Source organism: Pseudoduganella sp. GW821-FHT12E03 (assembly GCF_058807115.1).
This window is the reverse complement of sequence record NZ_JBXAQJ010000012.1, coordinates 1-17,655: the sequence shown is the minus strand read 5'-3', so window position 1 is coordinate 17,655 and position 17,655 is coordinate 1. Positions and strand designations below refer to the sequence as shown.

General features: G+C 63.2%; 17 protein-coding genes. 5 read left to right on the top strand and 12 right to left on the bottom strand.

What is annotated here, in order from left to right; translation table 11 throughout:
• Positions 1 to 40: 40 nt before the first annotated feature.
• Genes AC1RRC_RS26490 through AC1RRC_RS26480 form a run of 3 tightly spaced genes read right to left on the bottom strand, consistent with a single transcriptional unit; the run spans position 41 to position 2,716 of the window.
• Positions 41 to 1,591, bottom strand: coding sequence for an ammonium transporter (locus AC1RRC_RS26490; RefSeq protein ID WP_493058604.1), 1,551 nt, complete (start codon positions 1,589 to 1,591; stop codon positions 41 to 43).
• A gap of 25 nt (positions 1,592 to 1,616) precedes the next feature.
• The gene (locus AC1RRC_RS26485) at positions 1,617 to 1,955 is read right to left on the bottom strand and encodes a P-II family nitrogen regulator (RefSeq protein WP_155442327.1); all 339 of its coding nucleotides are present in this window, start codon (positions 1,953 to 1,955) and stop codon (positions 1,617 to 1,619) included.
• Between the two features lie 14 nt (positions 1,956 to 1,969).
• Positions 1,970 to 2,716 (bottom strand): TorF family putative porin, encoded by a 747-nt coding sequence (locus AC1RRC_RS26480; protein ID WP_493058603.1) that lies wholly within the window; start codon positions 2,714 to 2,716, stop codon positions 1,970 to 1,972.
• A gap of 267 nt (positions 2,717 to 2,983) precedes the next feature.
• On the opposite strand from AC1RRC_RS26480, the gene AC1RRC_RS26475 reads away from it, so the two are divergent.
• Complete coding sequence (locus AC1RRC_RS26475) at positions 2,984 to 3,232, top strand: accessory factor UbiK family protein (RefSeq protein ID WP_493058602.1); 249 nt, start codon at positions 2,984 to 2,986, stop codon at positions 3,230 to 3,232.
• A 125-nt stretch (positions 3,233 to 3,357) separates the two neighbouring features.
• Here AC1RRC_RS26475 and AC1RRC_RS26470 read toward each other — a convergent pair whose 3' ends face one another.
• The 8 genes from AC1RRC_RS26470 to AC1RRC_RS26435 are packed head-to-tail and all read right to left on the bottom strand — an operon-like array spanning position 3,358 to position 13,107.
• Positions 3,358 to 5,187: an adenylate/guanylate cyclase domain-containing protein gene (locus AC1RRC_RS26470; protein WP_493058601.1), complete on the bottom strand. Its 1,830-nt coding sequence runs from the start codon at positions 5,185 to 5,187 to the stop codon at positions 3,358 to 3,360.
• Positions 5,188 to 5,210: 23 nt separating this feature from the next.
• Positions 5,211 to 6,086, bottom strand: coding sequence for a hypothetical protein (locus tag AC1RRC_RS26465; protein WP_493058600.1), 876 nt, complete (start codon positions 6,084 to 6,086; stop codon positions 5,211 to 5,213).
• A gap of 28 nt (positions 6,087 to 6,114) precedes the next feature.
• Complete coding sequence (locus AC1RRC_RS26460; protein ID WP_493058599.1) at positions 6,115 to 7,122, bottom strand: tetratricopeptide repeat protein; 1,008 nt, start codon at positions 7,120 to 7,122, stop codon at positions 6,115 to 6,117.
• On the bottom strand, positions 7,119 to 8,153 hold the full coding sequence (locus tag AC1RRC_RS26455; RefSeq protein ID WP_493058598.1) for an MlaD family protein: 1,035 nt from the start codon (positions 8,151 to 8,153) through the stop codon (positions 7,119 to 7,121). Before AC1RRC_RS26455 ends, AC1RRC_RS26460 begins: the two co-directional genes overlap by 4 nt.
• Positions 8,150 to 8,740 (bottom strand): hypothetical protein, encoded by a 591-nt coding sequence (locus AC1RRC_RS26450; protein ID WP_493058597.1) that lies wholly within the window; start codon positions 8,738 to 8,740, stop codon positions 8,150 to 8,152. The genes AC1RRC_RS26455 and AC1RRC_RS26450 overlap by 4 nt, the downstream gene beginning before the upstream one ends.
• On the bottom strand, positions 8,740 to 9,507 hold the full coding sequence (locus AC1RRC_RS26445) for an ABC transporter permease (protein WP_493058596.1): 768 nt from the start codon (positions 9,505 to 9,507) through the stop codon (positions 8,740 to 8,742). Before AC1RRC_RS26445 ends, AC1RRC_RS26450 begins: the two co-directional genes overlap by 1 nt.
• Positions 9,507 to 11,831: a CHAT domain-containing protein gene (locus tag AC1RRC_RS26440; RefSeq protein WP_493058595.1), complete on the bottom strand. Its 2,325-nt coding sequence runs from the start codon at positions 11,829 to 11,831 to the stop codon at positions 9,507 to 9,509. Before AC1RRC_RS26440 ends, AC1RRC_RS26445 begins: the two co-directional genes overlap by 1 nt.
• A gap of 37 nt (positions 11,832 to 11,868) precedes the next feature.
• Positions 11,869 to 13,107, bottom strand: coding sequence for a hypothetical protein (locus AC1RRC_RS26435; RefSeq protein WP_493058594.1), 1,239 nt, complete (start codon positions 13,105 to 13,107; stop codon positions 11,869 to 11,871).
• 188 nt (positions 13,108 to 13,295) lie between these two features.
• Between AC1RRC_RS26435 and AC1RRC_RS26430 the strand changes: the two genes are divergently transcribed.
• Positions 13,296 to 14,300 (top strand): CE1 family esterase, encoded by a 1,005-nt coding sequence (locus AC1RRC_RS26430; protein ID WP_493058593.1) that lies wholly within the window; start codon positions 13,296 to 13,298, stop codon positions 14,298 to 14,300.
• 83 nt (positions 14,301 to 14,383) lie between these two features.
• The gene (locus tag AC1RRC_RS26425; RefSeq protein ID WP_493058592.1) at positions 14,384 to 15,910 is read left to right on the top strand and encodes a YifB family Mg chelatase-like AAA ATPase; all 1,527 of its coding nucleotides are present in this window, start codon (positions 14,384 to 14,386) and stop codon (positions 15,908 to 15,910) included.
• Here AC1RRC_RS26425 and AC1RRC_RS26420 read toward each other — a convergent pair.
• Complete coding sequence (locus AC1RRC_RS26420; RefSeq protein WP_493058591.1) at positions 15,900 to 16,433, bottom strand: DUF2058 domain-containing protein; 534 nt, start codon at positions 16,431 to 16,433, stop codon at positions 15,900 to 15,902. The genes AC1RRC_RS26425 and AC1RRC_RS26420 overlap by 11 nt on opposite strands.
• 126 nt (positions 16,434 to 16,559) lie before the next feature.
• On the opposite strand from AC1RRC_RS26420, the gene AC1RRC_RS26415 reads away from it, so the two are divergent.
• A complete protein-coding gene (locus AC1RRC_RS26415) occupies positions 16,560 to 17,039 on the top strand; it encodes a hypothetical protein (RefSeq protein WP_493058590.1) in 480 nt (159 codons plus the stop codon).
• A 74-nt stretch (positions 17,040 to 17,113) separates the two neighbouring features.
• On the top strand, positions 17,114 to 17,464 hold the full coding sequence (locus AC1RRC_RS26410) for a DUF1840 domain-containing protein (protein ID WP_493058589.1): 351 nt from the start codon (positions 17,114 to 17,116) through the stop codon (positions 17,462 to 17,464).
• Positions 17,465 to 17,655 lie beyond the last annotated feature (191 nt).

Here is a 17,655-nt window from a genome sequence, read left to right as displayed (position 1 = left end):
AGGCGCCCTCTCGGGCGCCCTCTTACTAAAACCGCAAGAATCAGGAATGGTATGCCTGCTCACCATGGCTGGTGATATCGAGGCCTTCGCGCTCTTCTTCTTCCGGTACACGCAGGCCGATCACGATGTCCACCAGTTTGTAGGCGATCACGGAAACCACAGCCGACCACAGGATGGTGATGCCAACGGCGGTAGCCTGGGTCATCACTTGCGAGCTGATCGAGTATGCATCGGCCGACATCTTGTTGGTCACGTAGTCGAAGATGCCCTGGCCGCCCAGCGATGGCGAAGCAAACACGCCGGTCAGCAACGCACCCAGGATACCGCCCACGCCATGCACGCCGAACACGTCCAGCGAATCATCCGCGCCGATCAGGCGTTTCAGGCCGTTCACGCCCCACAGGCAGATCACGCCAGCCAGCAGGCCCATGGCCAGGCCGCCCATCGGGCCGACATAACCGGCTGCCGGGGTGATGGCCACCAGACCGGCCACCGCGCCGGACGCGCCGCCCAGCATCGAAGGCTTGCCTTTCATGATCCACTCGCCCACCACCCACGACACGGTCGCGGCAGCGGTTGCCAGCAGGGTGTTGACGAAGGCCAGTGCGGCCACGTCGCCAGCTTCCAGCGCCGAACCGGCATTGAAACCAAACCAGCCCACCCACAGCAGCGACGCGCCCACCATGGTCATCGTCAGCGAGTGCGGCGCCATCGATTCGCGGCCATAACCAACACGTTTGCCAATCATGATCGCGCCGACCAGGCCGGCCACGGCGGCGTTAATGTGCACCACGGTGCCGCCGGCGAAGTCCAGCGCGCCTTTTTGCCAGATGAAGCCGGCTTTGGCCGATTCGGTGGCCAGGGTTGCCGCATCCTTGATCGCGTCAGGACCGGTCCAGAACCAGACCATGTGGGCGATCGGCAGGTAAGCAAAGGTGAACCACACCACGATGAAGGCCACCACGGCGGAGAATTTCGCACGCTCGGCGAAGGCGCCGACGATCAGGCCGCAGGTAATGGCGGCAAAGGTGCCCTGGAACGCGACGAAGATAAATTCAGGAATCACCACGCCTTTGCTGAAGGTGGCGGCAACGCTGAAGGTGGCTTTGACCGGATCCCAGATGCCGTTCAGGAACAGGCGGTCGAATTTGCCGTAGAACGCGCCGCCTTCGGTGAAGGCCAGCGAGTAGCCGTACAGGCACCACAGCGTAATGATCAGGGCAAAGATGAAGAACACTTGCAGCAGCACCGACAGCATGTTCTTGGCGCGCACCAGACCGCCGTAGAACAGGGCCAGGCCAGGGATCGTCATCAGGATCACCAGCAGGGTCGCGACAAACATCCACGCGGTGTCGCCCTTGTTGGCGACCGGCGCCGGTGCGGCAGGGGCTTCGGCAGGTGCTGCTGCTGCGGCGGCGGCAGGCGCCGGTGCTGCCGCTTCAGGGGCAGGCGCCGCGCTTGGCGCGGCGGCGGCGGCGGAAGCCACCGCGGTTTCAGCAGGTTTGGCATCCTGCGCGTGCACCGGTAGCGCAGCGCCGAAGGCGAACAGCATCGCCGCCCCGGCCAGCATTTTCGTTATGGTTTTTTTCATGGCTATCATCCCCAATTTAATTGCATCAGAGTGCGTCGTTGCCGGTCTCGCCGGTACGAATACGGACCACCTGTTCCAGGTTGTACACGAAGATCTTGCCGTCACCGATCTTGCCGGTGCGTGCGGCTTTTTCAATGGCTTCGATGGCTTGCTCGACCACGGCGTCATCCACCGCCGCTTCGATTTTGGTTTTTGGCAGGAAGTCCACCACGTACTCGGCGCCACGGTACAGTTCAGTGTGGCCCTTCTGACGGCCGAAGCCCTTCACTTCGGTCACGGTGATACCCTGGACATTGATGGCCGACAGGGCTTCGCGGACTTCGTCCAGCTTGAAGGGTTTAATAATTGCGGTAATCAGTTTCATGGAATGCCTCGCTATCAGAAGACTTTGGAAACAGTCAGCACGGCGCCGGTTTTCGCCAGGTCCTTGCCGCCCGCGCCCACGTATGCATCGGTATTCGCCTTGACCACGGCCAGCGACACGCTGGCAACGCCAAAGTCCTTGGTCACGCCGATTTTGTAGTCGGTGTAGCTGGCGGCGCTGTTATGGCTGACTTTCTGGTGACCCACGTGCAAGTTCAGCACGAGGCCTGCCGCGATTTCCTGGTTGACCTGCGCATCCAGGTAACCGGAGTGCTTGCTGTTGGCAAAGCCGAACAGGTTGGTGGTCGACGACGAATACTTCAGCGTGGCAGGGCCGTAGCCGATCTGGCCATACAGTTCAAACGTGTTGGCGCTTGGCTTCAGGCCGTTGGATGGGTAGAAGTAGTACAGGCCGCCGACGTCGTAGCTGACGCCCGGGGCGATTTCACCGCGTTTGCCGCCGTAGATATCCCATTCGAGATTGGTGTCGCCGCCGCCGTCCTTGATCCACTTGATGGACGAGGCCCACGTCCCCACATACAGGCCAGTCGGGTTGTTCACGTAATCAGCGCCCGCCTGCAGGGCAGGCTTCAGGCGCGTTTGGGAAATGCCGCGATAGCGGTAGTCGGTGGTGACCGCTGCATTGTAGGACACCTCGTGATCCGGCTTGGCTTCTTCTGCATGCGCCAGTCCTGCACCCATTGCGGCAACCGCCAGGGCAACTGCGGCTGCTACAGACGAGGGCTTGGTCATGTATTTCATAGCGATATCCTTTAGATTGAACTTGATGAGCTATTGCGGTTTAAAATCCAGGCTGAGCCTAAACGTTCACTACCTCTTTAGCAGAATGCGTGCCAGCGCACCGGACAGGCACCGTGATGAAGCGGCTACCGTATAGTCACTAGTGTTCGACCTATATAGTTGGTGCGTTTGCACCATGCCGTTGCACCATGTCGTTGCATAGTAAGGTTGTAACGCACCACGTTGGTGCGTTTTTAGAGACATTTCAAAAAGATCAAGGAACCACCCATGGACATGAACAGCTTTTTCAATGACATGCAAAGCAAGATCAACCAGGCAATTGAAAATTCGCCTGCCAAGGACATCGAAAAGAATGTCAAAGCCATGATGACCCAGGGCCTTGCCAAGCTGGACCTGGTGACGCGGGAAGAATTTGATGTACAGGCGCAAGTCTTGGCCAAGACCCGCGCCAAGCTGGAAGCGCTGGAAACGCGGCTGGCGGAGCTGGAAGCGAAGTTTGCGGCGGATAAGGACTGAAATAGCGGCACGGGTCCGCTTGGCGGCTTTGTAAAAGCCGCCCTACAAGTTTGCAGCCCCGGGCCCCTGAGATGCACACCGGCTTGGCTGCGTAGGGCGGGTTTTATAAACCCGCCATGCCCGCGTCACGACGGCGCTTGCAACGGATCCCAGCCATAGATCGCCACCGCGCTGTGCCCTTTCAGCGCATGTTCGCCCTGCGGTAATAAAAATTCCGGCAACCCCACCCGCTGCGCCACTTCCCCCGAACACACCACGGGAAAGCCGAACTGCTTGCACATGCCTTCCAGCCGTGACGCCACATTGACGGTGTCGCCAATCGCCGTGTATTCATGGCGGTCGCTGGAACCGATATAGCCGATCACGGCCGGCCCGCTGTGCAAGCCAATGCCCATTGCCAGTGGCGGCCAGCCCTCTTCCTCGAGCTCCCGGTTCAGCGCCGCCAACTCCGCCAGCATGTCGCGCGCCGCTTCCAGGCCCGCTTTCTCCGGGCTGGGCAAGACATTCGGTGCACCAAAAAAGGCCATCATGCCGTCGCCGATGAATTTATCGACGGTGCCGCCATGCCGGTGCACCATTGCGGTGATCCGCGCAAAATAACGGTTCAATAAGGACACCACCTGTTCCGCTTCCATGCGTTCGCTCATGGCGGTGAAATTGCGGATATCGGAAAACAGCACACAGACTTCGGTCTTCACGCCGCGCCGGCCCGCATCGAGGTCGCCGCTCATGATTTGCTGCATTACGTGGGGACTGACATACCCGGAGAAACTGCGGCGCAGCCGCTGCTTTTCACGGAAATTGCGCCACGCCTGCCACGCGGAACGCGCCAGCGCGGCAAACCACATGGCCAGCAGCGCCGCGCCGGGCGTAGCCCACCAGCCCGACCGCAGCCACACGGCGCTGGCCGCCAGCAAGCCGGCCGACACGATCGCCGCCAAAATCAGCTTGCGCGCCACCGCCGGATGGAACCAGAACAGCGCGCCAATCAGCGCCATCAATCCCTGCAGCCCGGGCGACACCGGTTGCACCATGCCCTGGTTCAGCATGCTGCGCACGGCTTGCGCATGGGCCAGCACACCGGGCTGGCGTGTGACGCCGGGCCGCCACCCCGCCAGCGCCACCGGCAAGTTGACGAGGTCGGTGTCGTCCTGCACGGTTCCCATCAGCACGGCGCGCTTGTCGAAGATGGCGCGCAAGCGCTCGGTATTGCCGTCGCGCGCCAGCTGCAGTACTTCGCCCAGCGGCAGGTAATGGAATTCCGCGCCGATCTGGTAATTGATCAGCCCCCGCCATTCGCCCCGCACGCCCATCGCGGCGGCCATTTCACTGGACAGCGTGTGGGGACTGCGATCAGGCAGGCAATTCCAGCCCGGGTCGGGATAGCGCCGCACCCGCGCATCGTCGTCGCTGCAAAACAGCGCCGACGCCAGGGCTTGCGGCTCTTGCTGCGACGACAGCACGGCCGCGTAATCGATGTGGATATCGCGGTAATGGCCGCGCTGGAAATCCCACACCTTGGCCAGCACCAGCTTGGTGTTGGGCAGGGTGCGCAATAGGCCCGCTAACAAGGTGCGGTGGAAATCCATGTCCGGATTGCGCACCGAGACCAGCGTATCAAAACGCTTTTCCGGCAACACCAGGTCCAGCCCGATCACGGTGGCGCCCGCGTCACTGGCCGCCCCCAGGAATTCCGCCAGGTAGCGGTGGCTCAGGGTCAGCGGTTCTTCCACGGTATCGAGGAACGCTTCATCGATACCGACCAGCACCACATCATTGGCGACCGGTTGCGGGAAATAGCGGCGGTTGAATTCGAACTGGGTGTCGAGCAGGCGGGTGTCCACCAGCGGCGCGGCCAGCATCGACAGCGCCGCTATCGCGGCGGCCACCAGCAATCCCAGCACCGCGCCGGTCTTGCGCATGCCGCTGCCGACACTGCTGCCCGTGAATTCCATCCGTCCGCCCCCTCGCCCGTGTGTCAGCGCGCCAGCGGATTGGCGCTGCTTAAATCCGGACGCTGGCTGGCAACGATGCGCCACACATCGCGCGCCTCGTCCACCATGCCGCGGTCACGCAGGATCACCACATACAGCACCCATTCCTCGACCGCCGCGCTGGCGGGCGGGCGCAAGCCCAGCACACTGTCCGCTTCGGCCTGGGTCGCGATGGAGAAATCCGCCGACGCGCTGCGCGGCTGCCCATCCGGCGCCGTGCCACTGACACTCCAGCGGTAATCCTTGCCCTGCACCAGTTTGACGCCAGCGGGCAATTCCCACGCCATGCCATCCACGGTGGCGCGCTGCACCACGGTATCGGGCAATTCCGTCACCGTGACCTGGAAGCTGCCCGGTTCCGGCGCGCCCCACTGGAAGCGGGGACGGGACGATACCTGCTTGCTGCGGTTCGATGGCGACAGCATGGCGATATCCTGGCCCAGCGCCCGCATCTTGAACGCGGCCGCGCCCAGGTTCGGATTGACCGCCGCCTGCACGATTTTTTCCGCCAGCGAGCGGGTGACGGGCGCCTTGCCGCTGATGATTTTCAAGCCATCGCCGCTGACTTCCGCCATGACCGGCCCGGTCATTTGATAAATCAGTTTCGCGCCATAGTGCGACACGGACGCCTTGCTGGCGGCATCGAGTTTGATTTTCGCGCCCGCCTTGACGTAACCGAGCAATTGCAACTTGCTGACCACGTCCTTGTTGTCACGGTCCTTTTGCAAGACCTCGCCCGCGCCCTGCACATCGAGCACCATGCCGACCACGTCATTGGCGCCGGCCGCACGGGCCGGCAGCGCCGCCCAGGTACAGGCCAGCAATAACCCCGTTAGTATCCACCGCCATGCTTTGTTCATCGTTCTTCCCTCCTTGTCATGGATGTCTTTATTGAGGCAACGCCGAAAGTGCGCGCTCTATTTCTGCCACGGCGGCGGCTTTGCCGGCCGCCTGCGCCACCGCCAGCGCGCGCCGCCAATAACGCCGCTGCGCCGCCGGGTCCGCGCCGGCATGGCCCAGCAACTGCAAATCCTGTAAAACCTTGTCGGGCAATCCGCCATCCTTGTCCAGCGCCAGCGCCTGCAACAGCACCGCTTCCGCCGCCGGCTTTTGCCCCAGCGCCAGTTGCGCCGCCCCCTGCAGGCGCAAGGCGTTGGCTTTTTCCACGGCATCGTCGCCACTCTTTGCCAGCGCCTCCCCCGCCGCCTTCAACGCGTCGATCGCATCGCCCCGCTGCAGCGCCAGGCGCGCGCCCAGGCCGCGTAATTTACCCGCCACCGCGCAGTCGCCGCAAATCGCCACGCCTTCGCGCTGCCAGCGCTCGGCCGCCGCCATGTCCTGGCGCTGGAAAGACAGCAACGCGTGCTGCAAGGCCGCTTCCGCACGGTGCTGCGGGCTGAAGGCCACCGCGCCGCCATCGAGCAACTGGTCCAGCATGGCCGCCGCCAGTTCCGGCTTGCCCAGCCGCTGGTGGCACTGTGCCAGATTCAACAGGTTAAGGGCGATGCCCTCTTCATTTTCCACCGCCCGCTCCAGCCGCAGCGCCACTTCAAAGGCATGCTGCGCACGCACCCAATCGCCGCCGGCAAAACTGTCCATGCCCTGCCGGTTCAGCGCCACGGCTTGCGCCTGGCTGGGAGACAATGCTTTGGGCGTGGCGCAACCGGCCAGGGTGGCCAGCAAGGCGGCCAACGCCAGCATGGCCAGCGGCGTCTTGAGCGCCGCCAACGCCGGGCGGCAGTGCCAGTGCCAGTGCCGCTGCAACTGCCACTGCCGCAGCCATTGCCGCAGCCAATCCGGCGGCACACCCTGCGGCCACCTGTGCCGCAGGCTCCAGCGCCATGCAACAGCGGCGCCGCCGGCTGGCGGCTGGCAAGGCTGCCGTGCGCCGGTCATTTCCGCTCCTTCACAGGCGGCTGTGGCGATGCCTGTGGCACCGCCGATCCCGGCGCCGGCGCGACCGGCGGCAGCGGCAAATCCTGCTGGCTGTCGATCGCCACGCCGCGCGGCTGCGGCGGCGGCAGCCACAGGCGCATCGGCCAGCTTTTCGTCGCGCCCTGCATCAGGCGCGTGCCATCCGCGCCAATTTGCTGCGCATCCTGCAGCAGGCCGGGCGCGGCCTGTTCGGTGTCGCCCGTAATGCGCTTGACGCTAGCGCCGGCCGCCTGCAAGTCCGCCACCGTCTTGTCGGCCTTGTCCAGCAAGCCCGGCAACTTGCTGTTGACAGCATCGAGTGCGCGGTCGGTCTTGTCCATGCTGCGCTCGGCGCGCACCTCCAGCTTGTGAATGTCGTCACCGGCGCGGCGCGCGGTTTCTTCCAGCCGGTCGGCCGTGGCGGGCAAGCGCTCCATCGCATTGGTCGCGGCGGAAATCGCGCCCTGGAATTTGCCTTTCGGGTCATTCAGGTTGGCCCCCAAGGTGGTCGCATGCTCGATCACGGGCGCCAGCTTTTCCTGGAAGTGGGTGGCGATTTCCGCCAGGCCCGGTGTGCGTTCATACGCCAGCACATCGCCCGCGCTGACCGGGCGGGCGTCATAGCGCTGGGGGTGCAATTCAATCACGTTCGGCCCCAGCATGCCTTCCTGCGTCAGCCTGGCGATCGTGGTGCGCGGCACATAGCTCATGTAATTGCGGTAAATGCCGAGCTCCACCCGTACCCGCAAATTCGATTGCACCGTCGGCGGCAGCAAGGCGATCCGTTCCACCGCGCCGACGATAAAACCATTGAGCTTGACCGGCATGCCGGGCGTCATGCCGGCCGCTGTCGGCGCCAGGAAGTGAATGCGCTCCTTGCTGCTCAACATGCCCTGCTGCGACGCGGTGTACAAAAACCAGGCCGCCAGCGCCAGCAGCGCCGGCATGGCCAGCAGCCACGCCCTGCGCGCCAGCGGCGGCGCCGCGCCGGCAAATGGCAGGTGCCGGCTCATAAATGCACCACGTCGGTGACACCGAGGCCGGCCGGCAGTGCGCCGCGCTGCAAATAGCAGACGGCGCGCAGCGGATAGCGGCGGCGGAACAGCTGCGGCAAGTGCAGCAGGTTATCGGCATCGTCGTGCTCATACACGCGGTCGAACAGCATGCATTCCGGATGGCGCAGCCACATTTGCAGGAAATTGATTTCCACCTGCATGTGCCAGGGCAGGCCGGACACGATATAGCCGGGATCCACGCCGGCCAGCAAGCCAGTATCGTCCAGCGCCTGGTCCACCGCGCGCCAGAAGCGCTTGCGCGCCAGGCCGGCCGGTTCCAGCAGCGCGATATTGTCGCGTACACTGAGCTGGCCCAGCACCGTGGCCTTGCGCGACACCAGGCCGATCTGGTGCACCGCGACCTTGCGCCGCACGCGGTGTTTGCCAACGTGGAATTCACTGTCCTCGTCATGCTCGGGCAACAGCAACTGGTCAACGAACGCGCCGCAATCGGTGCGGCGTGCGCAGGCAATGGCGCTGATGCGGCCCTGCATCACGGCATGCTCGCTGCCATCGTCGCCGGTGAATTCAATCAGCGGGTACATCACGCCCCCGCCGCCAGCGGGCCATACAACAGCACGGCCGCGACGATATTGAGCAGCAGCAGGCCAAACACGCTCTGCATGACGGCGCGCCCGACGGTATCGGGCAGGCTGGTATGGTCGCTGCGGCCCAGGCCATGCCACGCCGCCACGCTGGCAATGACCAGGCCAAAGCCCATGCTTTTCACCGCCACGTACGCGACATCGCGCGGCGACAATACCAGCGCCAGGTGGGTGAACAATTCACGGGCCGGCAACTCCAGCAGCACCGCAGCAATCACAATGCCGCCGGCCACGGCGGCCGCTTCGACATACACGGTCAGCAGCACGCAGGCGCAAATACAGGCCAGTACCATCGGCACCGCCAGGTAGTCTCGGGTCGACAGTCCCAGCAGGCGCAGGCTGCGCGCTTCGCCATCGTGCTGCATGCTGCCCAGCCGCGCGGTCATCATGGTGCCGGTGCGCAGCAACACGGGAATCGCGACCAGCATCGGCCCCGCTTCGCGCACCAGCAGCACGGCCAGCAGCCGCACCGCCAGTTCCGGACTGGCGGTTATGGTGCGCACCAGCAGCGCAATCAGCAAGGTGCCGGCGATCGCGGCGGCCAGGCTGGTGCTGGCAAGGCCGCGCGCCCCCATGTCCAGCAGCAGGCGCAAGAACCGGCTGCGGTGCGGCGGACGGCCCAGCACGTGGATGTGGCGCAACGCATAGCCGGCCATCGCCAGCGCGCCGGCGGCATCGGACCACAGCGGACGGGCCGGATGCGACATCAGGCCCCCTGCCCGGTCAGGTAAAACGCGGCCCAGTAGCGCGGCTCGGGGAATTTCTTCCACAGTGCCTGCTGCGCTTCCTGCAGCGCCTGCGCCTTGCTTTGCCCGGCGCGCAGCTTTTCATAAAACATCACCATCAGTTCCGCGGTCGCCTCATCGTCCACTTCCCACAGGCTGGCGATGATGTTGCTGCTGCCGGCATACAGGAAACCGCGCGTCATGCCGATCAGGTCATCCCCGCTCATGGCGCGGTTCAAGCCGGTTTCGCAGGCGGACAACGTCACCAGGTCGGCATCGAGCTGCAAGCCATAGATTTCCGACACCGTCAGTGAACCGTCATTGCGCTTGTCGGACGCCAGCGCCAGCCGCGATTGCAGCGGCACATCGGCGCGGAACTGGCCGTGCGCCGCCACGTGCAGGAAACGGAATTGCGGCGCGACTTCCTTGAATGCGGATTCCGTCGCCACGCCACGGGTCAGCAACCGGCTGCCCGGCAGCATGCCGGAAATCTTGCGCGCCTCTTCCTCCGCCGCAGGCAAGTCCAGTTGCGGATTGCCCAAGTCCGGGTTGCCGAACACCAGCATGCTGTCCATTTGCGCGGCGCGCGGCGGCCGCAGGTATTGCTGCACACTGGCGCTGGGCAGGAAGCGCAACTGGTGGCCGGCGGGCAGATAATCCTTGCCGTCGTGCAGCGCGGCAAACGGCAAGTAGTGCAGCGCGCCATGCGGCACGATCACCAGGTGGCGGTTGGCAAGCAGGCCGGCGACCGGCGCCAGCAATTTCGTGTACAGCGCCTGCCCCATCGCCAGCGCGCCGGGCTGCTGCTGTTCGATATGGGCGCGGAAGGCGCGCACGTCGCGCTCCAGGTTGACGCCGTCGATGACCGCCGATTGCACCTGATCCGCACTGACCGCCACCACCGCCAACTGGCCGCCGTGCTGATGGTACTCGACCAGCACTTCATTGGGGCGCAGGTAGCGCCGCACGTCCGCCAGCGACAGCGCCCCCACGCTGACCAGCGACGCCAAAGCCGGATCGGCCGCTTTCAGTTGCAGTACTTGCTGGCGCGCGGCGCTGCGCGACTCCGCGCCACCGGCGCGCGCCATGTCCAGCGGCAGCTGCGCCGCCGCCTGTTCGGCCGCCTGCTGGTACGCCTTCAACAGGCGCGCGCTGTCGGCGCTGCGGCCCGCCAAGTTGGCGCCGCCGCTGCGCGCCGCCAGCAAATCCACCAGCGCGCGGGACTTGCCCCGCTCCATCAATTCATAGGCACTGTCGGCCTGCTTCAGCGCCAGCGCCAATGCAATGGCGCGCGCATAGATCGCCTGCTTGTCGCCGACAAAACCGATCTTGCTGGTTTCCGTATTGATGCTGGCGCGCTGGTCTTCCACCACATCGATCGCCTGTTTCAGCCATGCCAGCGCGGCCGCCTTATCCCCCGTCTGCTCCGCGATGCGGGCCCGTTCGGACAACAGCATCCAGTAAATCTCTCCGTTTTCCTTCACTTGCGGCAGCGCCAGCACGCGGTCGAATCCGGCCCTGGCCTGTTCCAGCCGCCCGGTTTCCAGCAAGGCCTTGTTCAGCATGAAGGCGCGCGGCAATTCCACCCACACCCAGTTGTTCACGCCGGTCAGGAACCCGCCGCTGAACAACTTGTCGAGGAAGATATTGACTGAAAACAGCTTGTCGCTGTCGAGCGCGTCGAGCACGCCCTGCCAGTCGCCCAGCGCCATGCGGGCCCGCGCAATGGCCAGCGCCTTGGCGCTGCTGTAGGCGGAAAACATGCTGCCCTGGGCCTTGACCATGCGGTCGACAATGGCATGTCCCTTGGCCTTTTCGCCATTCAAGGCGTGGCCGATCGCCACTGCCGCCATGCTGTTGTAGACCATGTCGAGGTCGTCGCTCTGGTCTTCTTCCAGCCACGCGACGTTGGCGCGCGCGATCTTGATGGCGGCGTCATATTGCCCGAGGTCGAGCAGCGCTTCGGCCCGCATCTGGCCCAGCGCCGGCGTGGCATCTTCCAGCGCGAACAGCCGGGTGCTTTTATCGCCGCTCTTTTGCAGCAGGATGGCCAGCTGGTCGAGGCACGCCATCAATTGCGTATAGCGTTTGGTTTTGGAATAGGCGTAGCACAGCGCATGGCGGTCGCGCGTGTCGAGCGGCCCCCGCGCCGCCTGTTCTTCCAGGACTTTTTCCAGCTGGTCGAAGCGGCCACTGGCCGCCATGGCCACCTGGTCGGTGGTACGGTCGGCCCACGCCGGCGCCGACAGCACCAGCGTCAGCGTCAGCGCAGGCAATAGCGCGATGTTCTTGACTATGAAGGCCATGGATTTGCGGGCCGGCCTCCCCGGCCCGTCGTATCGATCAGAACCAGTAACCGATATTAACGGTCACACCCTTGGTTGCCTTGCCACGGATAAACGACAGGCCGCCACGCAGGAAGCTGCGCGCATTGGCGGCGTTGCGGTTGGTGCCGACCGTGACGCCGAATTCCTGGGTATTGTCGACGAATGGCTTGTCGCCCAGGTAACGGGTATCGATCAGCGAGAATTCCGCCGCCATTTTGCCACCCATCATGGTGGTCGGCATCGAATACATGACGCCATTGCGCGCCATGGTCAGCGCGATATCCGGGTCGAACGAAAAGTCGCGGCTGGAGAATTTACCGGTCTTGTAGTAGCCCAGCATATTGCCGACGGCGATCGCCTGGTTGCCGCCCAGCGCAAATACATAAGTGCTCATCAGGCTGGCCGAGGCGATGGTCGAGACCGTGGCGCGATCTTTCGAGGCAACCACGGAATATTTGCCACCTGGCGTCAGGGTCCAGCGGTCGCTCATCGGGTAACGGTATGACACACCGAAACCGCCGTGATAGGTATCGGCTTCACCAACCTTGACCAGCGCCAGCGGTACCGCAAACACCAGCTGGCGGCGCGGGTCGATGTCATTGCGGATGGTGTACGACAGCGGCAAGGTGGTGGCACGCACGCGGTCGGCGCTGCCATCGATATTGAAGCTGGAATAACCGAGGCCCACGCCGATCAGGTTATTGCTGCCGGTATCCATGCCGGTCGGACCGGACACGATCTGGCTCATCGGATCGAAACTGGCCGCGAAATCGGCCTGGCCCGCCATGGGAATCGCCCCGCCCATGCCGGTGATCGCACTGGTGGCGGAATGCATGGCCTGGTAGTTCATGATCTTGCCGATCAGGTCGGACTTTTTCACGAAGTCGATGAATTGTTCTTCGCTGTCATCGCGGTTGCTGCCGGTGAACTGGCCGGAGATACGCAACTCCGGGAAGTTATACGTCAGCGTGCGCGAATTGCTCGCATAGTTGATGAACACGCCCACGTCGTTGAAACGACCCTGCACATTGGCGGGCGAGGTTTGCGTGTAGCCGAGGTTACTCAGCGTGAAATTGCGCACGGCGTCGATAAAGACGTCAGAGTTGGATGCGCACAACTGCTGACCGACGTTGGTGCCGACATCGGCACGGAATGCATACGAGCGGTCGCAACCGTTAACGGTGGAGTACTGGGCCATTGCCGGCGCCATGCAGCCGCCGGCAAGCGCCAGCGCAAAGACGTTGCTGAATCTCATGCGGATACCCTTTCGAACATGATGGAAAACAGAGTGAAAGGCCAGCAGACAGCGTATGCCGGTCAACATTTACTTGCAATCAATTTTCCCCGCCTGTTGTATTCGAGTTCAGGGCTGGACAAATGATGCGGGATTTAATAATGATTACTTCGTGTTAATATTTATTTTTTAACTTTTCGAAAGATTGCATGGGTACGGCTCACGACAAGCGGGCGACCGCAGGCGCAGCCAGCTGGATCAACGCTGCGCTGCTGGGCAGCGTAACGGTCGGCAGTCCCAGCGCACCGGTAACGCAACTCGTGCTGGAGCGGCCCGAAGGCTTGCGCCACTGCCTGCTGGGGATTCCCACCACCACCCGGGCGGGAAAGCGGCCGCTGGTCATCGTCCTGCATGGCGCCGGCGCATCGGCGGAACAGGTGCTCGGCATGGCATTCCCGCCGTCGCCGTTGTCGCTCTGGCTGGAAATCGCGGAACGTGAGCAGGTCATTGTTGCCGCGCCGGACGCCGGCAAAGGCGGCTGGAATGAATGCTTTGCCAGTGCGGCGCGCGTGGCGCGGAAAAACGACGTGGCATTGATCGAAGCCGTCATCGATCATGCGCTCGACGCGCTTGGCGCGGATGCAGAGCGCGTGTACGTGATCGGCGTATCGCGCGGCGGCTGGATGGCGTACCGCACCGCGATGGAAATCCCGCACCGGCTGGCCGCGTTTTCCGCCGTATTGGCGAGCATGCCGCCGCGCAGCCATGCGATGCAACCGCGGGTGGCGTTACCGGCGCTGATCGTGGGCGGAACCGCCGATCCGCTGATGCCCTATGGCGGCGGCAAGTACTGGTACACGCTGGGGTTCTCGCAACCCGTCAACAGCTTTGAAGACAGTGCGCAAGTGTGGCGCGAACTGGCGGGATTGCCGGATACGCCCGACGTGACCGACATTCCCGGACGCAACGCCTGGGACAACACCCGCAGCACCTTCACGCTTTGGGGTGACGCGCCGGATGACCTGCAGGTCGGCCTGATCCGCATCGAGCGTGGCGGCCATGCGGAACCCAGTATCAGCCGCCGCTATCCGGGACTCATCGGCAAACTGATGGGCGCCCAAAGCGCGGATTTCGAGATCGCGGAAAGCGCATGGGACTTTTTCCGCGACAAGCGCCTGGCGCGGCCTGCCGAACAGGACTTGCAGCGCGCGTAACCCGCATCCGGCTGTGCCGGCGCAACAGGTACGCGGGGTCCCGGCGGGACAATGGCGGTTCCCTGTCACTGCAAGGAACTGCCATGAGCCTGGCCATCCTGAAAAGCCGCGCATTGGCGGGCATGGAAGCCCCGGAAGTGAATGTGGAAGTTCATCTTGCCAATGGACTCCCGGCATTCGCCATCGTCGGCTTGCCCGACACCGAAGTCAAGGAAGCCCGCCACCGCGTGCAAGCCGCCATCATGTCGTGCGGCTATGAAATGCCCCACCAGCGCATCACCGTCAACCTGGCGCCGGCTGATTTGCCGAAAGAATCAGGGCGCTTCGATTTGCCGATCGCGCTCGGCATCCTGGCCGCTTCAGGCCAGATTCCCACCTCGCCGCTCGACGATTATGAATTCGCCGGCGAGCTGTCGCTGACCGGCGAATTGCGCGCGATTCCCGGGACGCTGGCCATGGCATTTGCGATGCGGCGCAACGCCATCACGGGCTGCAAGCGGCGCGCTTTTATCCTGCCGCTGGCCAACGCAGCGGAAGCGGCACTGGTCGAGGGGGCGTCGATTTATCCCGCCGCCTCGCTGGTGCAGGTGTGCGGGCACTTCGCCTGCACTGACGGCAGCGGCGCCTTGCCGCGCCATCTGGCGGCACAGGATCAGGCCGTCGATCATTACCCTGACCTGTCCGACGTCAAGGGACAGGCGGAGGCCAAGCGGGTACTGGAAATTGCCGCGGCGGGCCGCCACAACCTGTTGCTGGTCGGGCCGCCGGGTGCAGGCAAGAGCATGCTGGCGCTACGGCTGGGCGGACTATTGCCCCCGATGACGGATGATGAAGCGCTGGAGTCGGCCGCCGTGCAATCGCTGGCGGGCTGCTTTGATGCGGCGCGGTGGATGCGGCGCCCTTTCCGCGCCCCGCATCACACGGCATCCGGACCGGCGTTGGTGGGTGGCGGCAGTACGCCCAAGCCGGGAGAAATTTCGCTGGCGCATGGCGGCGTCTTGTTCCTGGACGAATTGGCGGAATTCGACCGCCGCGTGCTGGACGTGCTGCGCCAGCCGATGGAAACCGGCACGGTCACGGTATCGCGCGCTTCGCACCATGCGGACTTTCCCGCGCGCTTCCAACTGGTGGCGGCCATGAACCCATGTCCGTGCGGCTACAACGGCCACGCCAGCGGTAAATGCAAATGCGCCAACGACACCATCTCCCGTTACCAGGGCCGCATTTCCGGTCCCCTGCTGGACCGCATGGATTTACTGATCCATGTCAATCCATTGACGACCGAGGAATTGGAAGCGCCCCCCTGCGCCGATGCCACGCCGATGGTGGCGCAACGGGTGGCGCAAGCCTTCAATCGCCAGCTGGAGCGGCAAGGCAAGTGCAATCAGTTATTGGGGACACGCGAAGTGGAACGGCTGTGCAAGCTGGACCCGCCCAGCCAGGCCAGGCTGCGCGAAGTCATGAAGCAGTTCCAGTGGTCGGCGCGCGCCTATCACCGCGTGCAGCGGGTGGCGCGCACCATCGCCGACCTCGATGGCGCCAAAGCCATCACCTTGAAGCACTTGAATGAAGCGGTTCAATACCGGCGCGCGCTGTCGTTTACCACGTGAAATCGTCGGGGATCTTGAAGTCCGCGTACGGATCGTCTTCCGCCGGCGTGGCCACGGTTTTGGCCCGGACCACGCGCGCCGCTTCACGCTCGGCGATTTTGTCGGCAATCACGCGCGGCACCAGTTCAAAATTGTCGCCCATGCCAACAATCGCCAGGCGGCCTGCCACCAGGTGTTCCTGCACGGCGGCGGACACGTAAATCCGTTCGATTTTGGCGCCATAGGTGAAGTTGTACGCGATATCGCCCTTGCCTTTTTGCTGGCGATTTTTCTGCACCAGTTGCGCGATTTGCGCCTGGACGGCTTTTTCATTGGCGGCCGCATCGCGCTGCGCATTGAATTCCCGCGCACGCTCGGCATTCTTGCGCTGCAGCTCGGCTGCCGCCAGCTTTGCTTCGTCAACGCTTTGCTGGCCGGTGCGGCGTTCTTCCTTCTTTTGCTTGGTCTTGTCCTGGTTGACCTTTTGAACCTTCTTTTTATCGACCAGACCGGCCTTCATTAATTGTTCTTGCAGCGAAACCATGCTGGTTACTCCATCACTCATACAAAGGCGTCAGCATAGCAGATGGGGACAGCGTGCTAACATCGCTGGATGAAAATCCGATCCCTTACCCATGCCGTGCCGGCTGCGTTGGCAGCGGCCATTTTGTTGAGTGCGTGCAGCCCGAAATTCGACTGGCGCGATTACCGCAACCTTGGCATTCCCTATACGGTGCTGTTTCCTGGCAAGCCTGCTACGCAGAGCCGCAACATCCATCTAGGCGAGGACAAGGTCAGCATGCACATGGCCGCAGCGGAAATCGATGGCGTGACGTTTGCTGTCGGCAGTGCGGAATTGCCCGATGCGGCACGCGCCCAAGCAGCCATTACCGTCATGAAAACCGCGATGGCAAAGAACTTGAACGCCACCATCACATCGGAAAAACAGGACAGCGCGGCGGCCGGCGGCGCGCAGCGCAGCACTATCAGCATCGAAGCAAAAGGGACGCGCAATGGCGAAACCATGGTGCTGTTCGGGCGCTTTGTTGCCAAGGATAAGCACGTCTATCAAGCCATCGTGGCGGGCAAGGAAAAGCAGGTGGACAAGGAAGCGGTCGATACCTTCCTGACGTCCTTTAAAGCCGAGTAAACAGACTGTTAGTGTGCAAGTCCTTAAGTCGTGCTATCGTTGAACCACGGACAACAACAGGACGGGACAACGCCATGATCACGTTTAAATCCAAATCCTCTCCGGCAGTCATGATGTACCAGGAGCACGCGGAACGCATACTTGAAGTGTTGAATAAGCGTCCCGAGCGGGGCGTGATCACCGCAGCCGAAGCGCCCAATGTGCTGGCGCTGCTGGAAAAAGAAGTCCAGCTCAGCAAACAGCATATCGAAGACCTGGATATCGAACACCACAAGGACACCACGCATAACGTGGATGCGCTTGATGGCGACGGCAACGATTTGCCGGAAAAACAGCATGTCGGCTTTGGCCAGCGGGTCTATCCGCTGCTGCAAATGCTGCGCGCGGCTTCGACGGAAGGCCACGACATCCTCTGGGGCGTGTAATTTAACCGCATCCGGTGACAATCCTGGCGACGCTTGACGTGGCCAGGTTTCACACGTCCTGACGGCAGAATGCAAAAAACCCCGCCAAGAGCTAACTTGACGGGGGTTTTCTAAATAACTAGCCTGACGATAACCTACTTTCACACTGGTTGCAGCACTATCATCGGCGCAAAGTCGTTTCACGGTCCTGT

Coding starts and splice junctions, on each gene's coding strand:
- AC1RRC_RS26490 (WP_493058604.1), bottom strand. CDS start 1,591: ATGAAAAAAACCATAACGAAAATGCTGGCCGGGGCGGCGATGCTGTTC.
- AC1RRC_RS26485 (WP_155442327.1), bottom strand. CDS start 1,955: ATGAAACTGATTACCGCAATTATTAAACCCTTCAAGCTGGACGAAGTC.
- AC1RRC_RS26480 (WP_493058603.1), bottom strand. CDS start 2,716: ATGAAATACATGACCAAGCCCTCGTCTGTAGCAGCCGCAGTTGCCCTG.
- AC1RRC_RS26475 (WP_493058602.1), top strand. CDS start 2,984: ATGGACATGAACAGCTTTTTCAATGACATGCAAAGCAAGATCAACCAG.
- AC1RRC_RS26470 (WP_493058601.1), bottom strand. CDS start 5,187: ATGGAATTCACGGGCAGCAGTGTCGGCAGCGGCATGCGCAAGACCGGC.
- AC1RRC_RS26465 (WP_493058600.1), bottom strand. CDS start 6,086: ATGAACAAAGCATGGCGGTGGATACTAACGGGGTTATTGCTGGCCTGT.
- AC1RRC_RS26460 (WP_493058599.1), bottom strand. CDS start 7,122: ATGACCGGCGCACGGCAGCCTTGCCAGCCGCCAGCCGGCGGCGCCGCT.
- AC1RRC_RS26455 (WP_493058598.1), bottom strand. CDS start 8,153: ATGAGCCGGCACCTGCCATTTGCCGGCGCGGCGCCGCCGCTGGCGCGC.
- AC1RRC_RS26450 (WP_493058597.1), bottom strand. CDS start 8,740: ATGTACCCGCTGATTGAATTCACCGGCGACGATGGCAGCGAGCATGCC.
- AC1RRC_RS26445 (WP_493058596.1), bottom strand. CDS start 9,507: ATGTCGCATCCGGCCCGTCCGCTGTGGTCCGATGCCGCCGGCGCGCTG.
- AC1RRC_RS26440 (WP_493058595.1), bottom strand. CDS start 11,831: ATGGCCTTCATAGTCAAGAACATCGCGCTATTGCCTGCGCTGACGCTG.
- AC1RRC_RS26435 (WP_493058594.1), bottom strand. CDS start 13,107: ATGAGATTCAGCAACGTCTTTGCGCTGGCGCTTGCCGGCGGCTGCATG.
- AC1RRC_RS26430 (WP_493058593.1), top strand. CDS start 13,296: ATGGGTACGGCTCACGACAAGCGGGCGACCGCAGGCGCAGCCAGCTGG.
- AC1RRC_RS26425 (WP_493058592.1), top strand. CDS start 14,384: ATGAGCCTGGCCATCCTGAAAAGCCGCGCATTGGCGGGCATGGAAGCC.
- AC1RRC_RS26420 (WP_493058591.1), bottom strand. CDS start 16,433: ATGGTTTCGCTGCAAGAACAATTAATGAAGGCCGGTCTGGTCGATAAA.
- AC1RRC_RS26410 (WP_493058589.1), top strand. CDS start 17,114: ATGATCACGTTTAAATCCAAATCCTCTCCGGCAGTCATGATGTACCAG.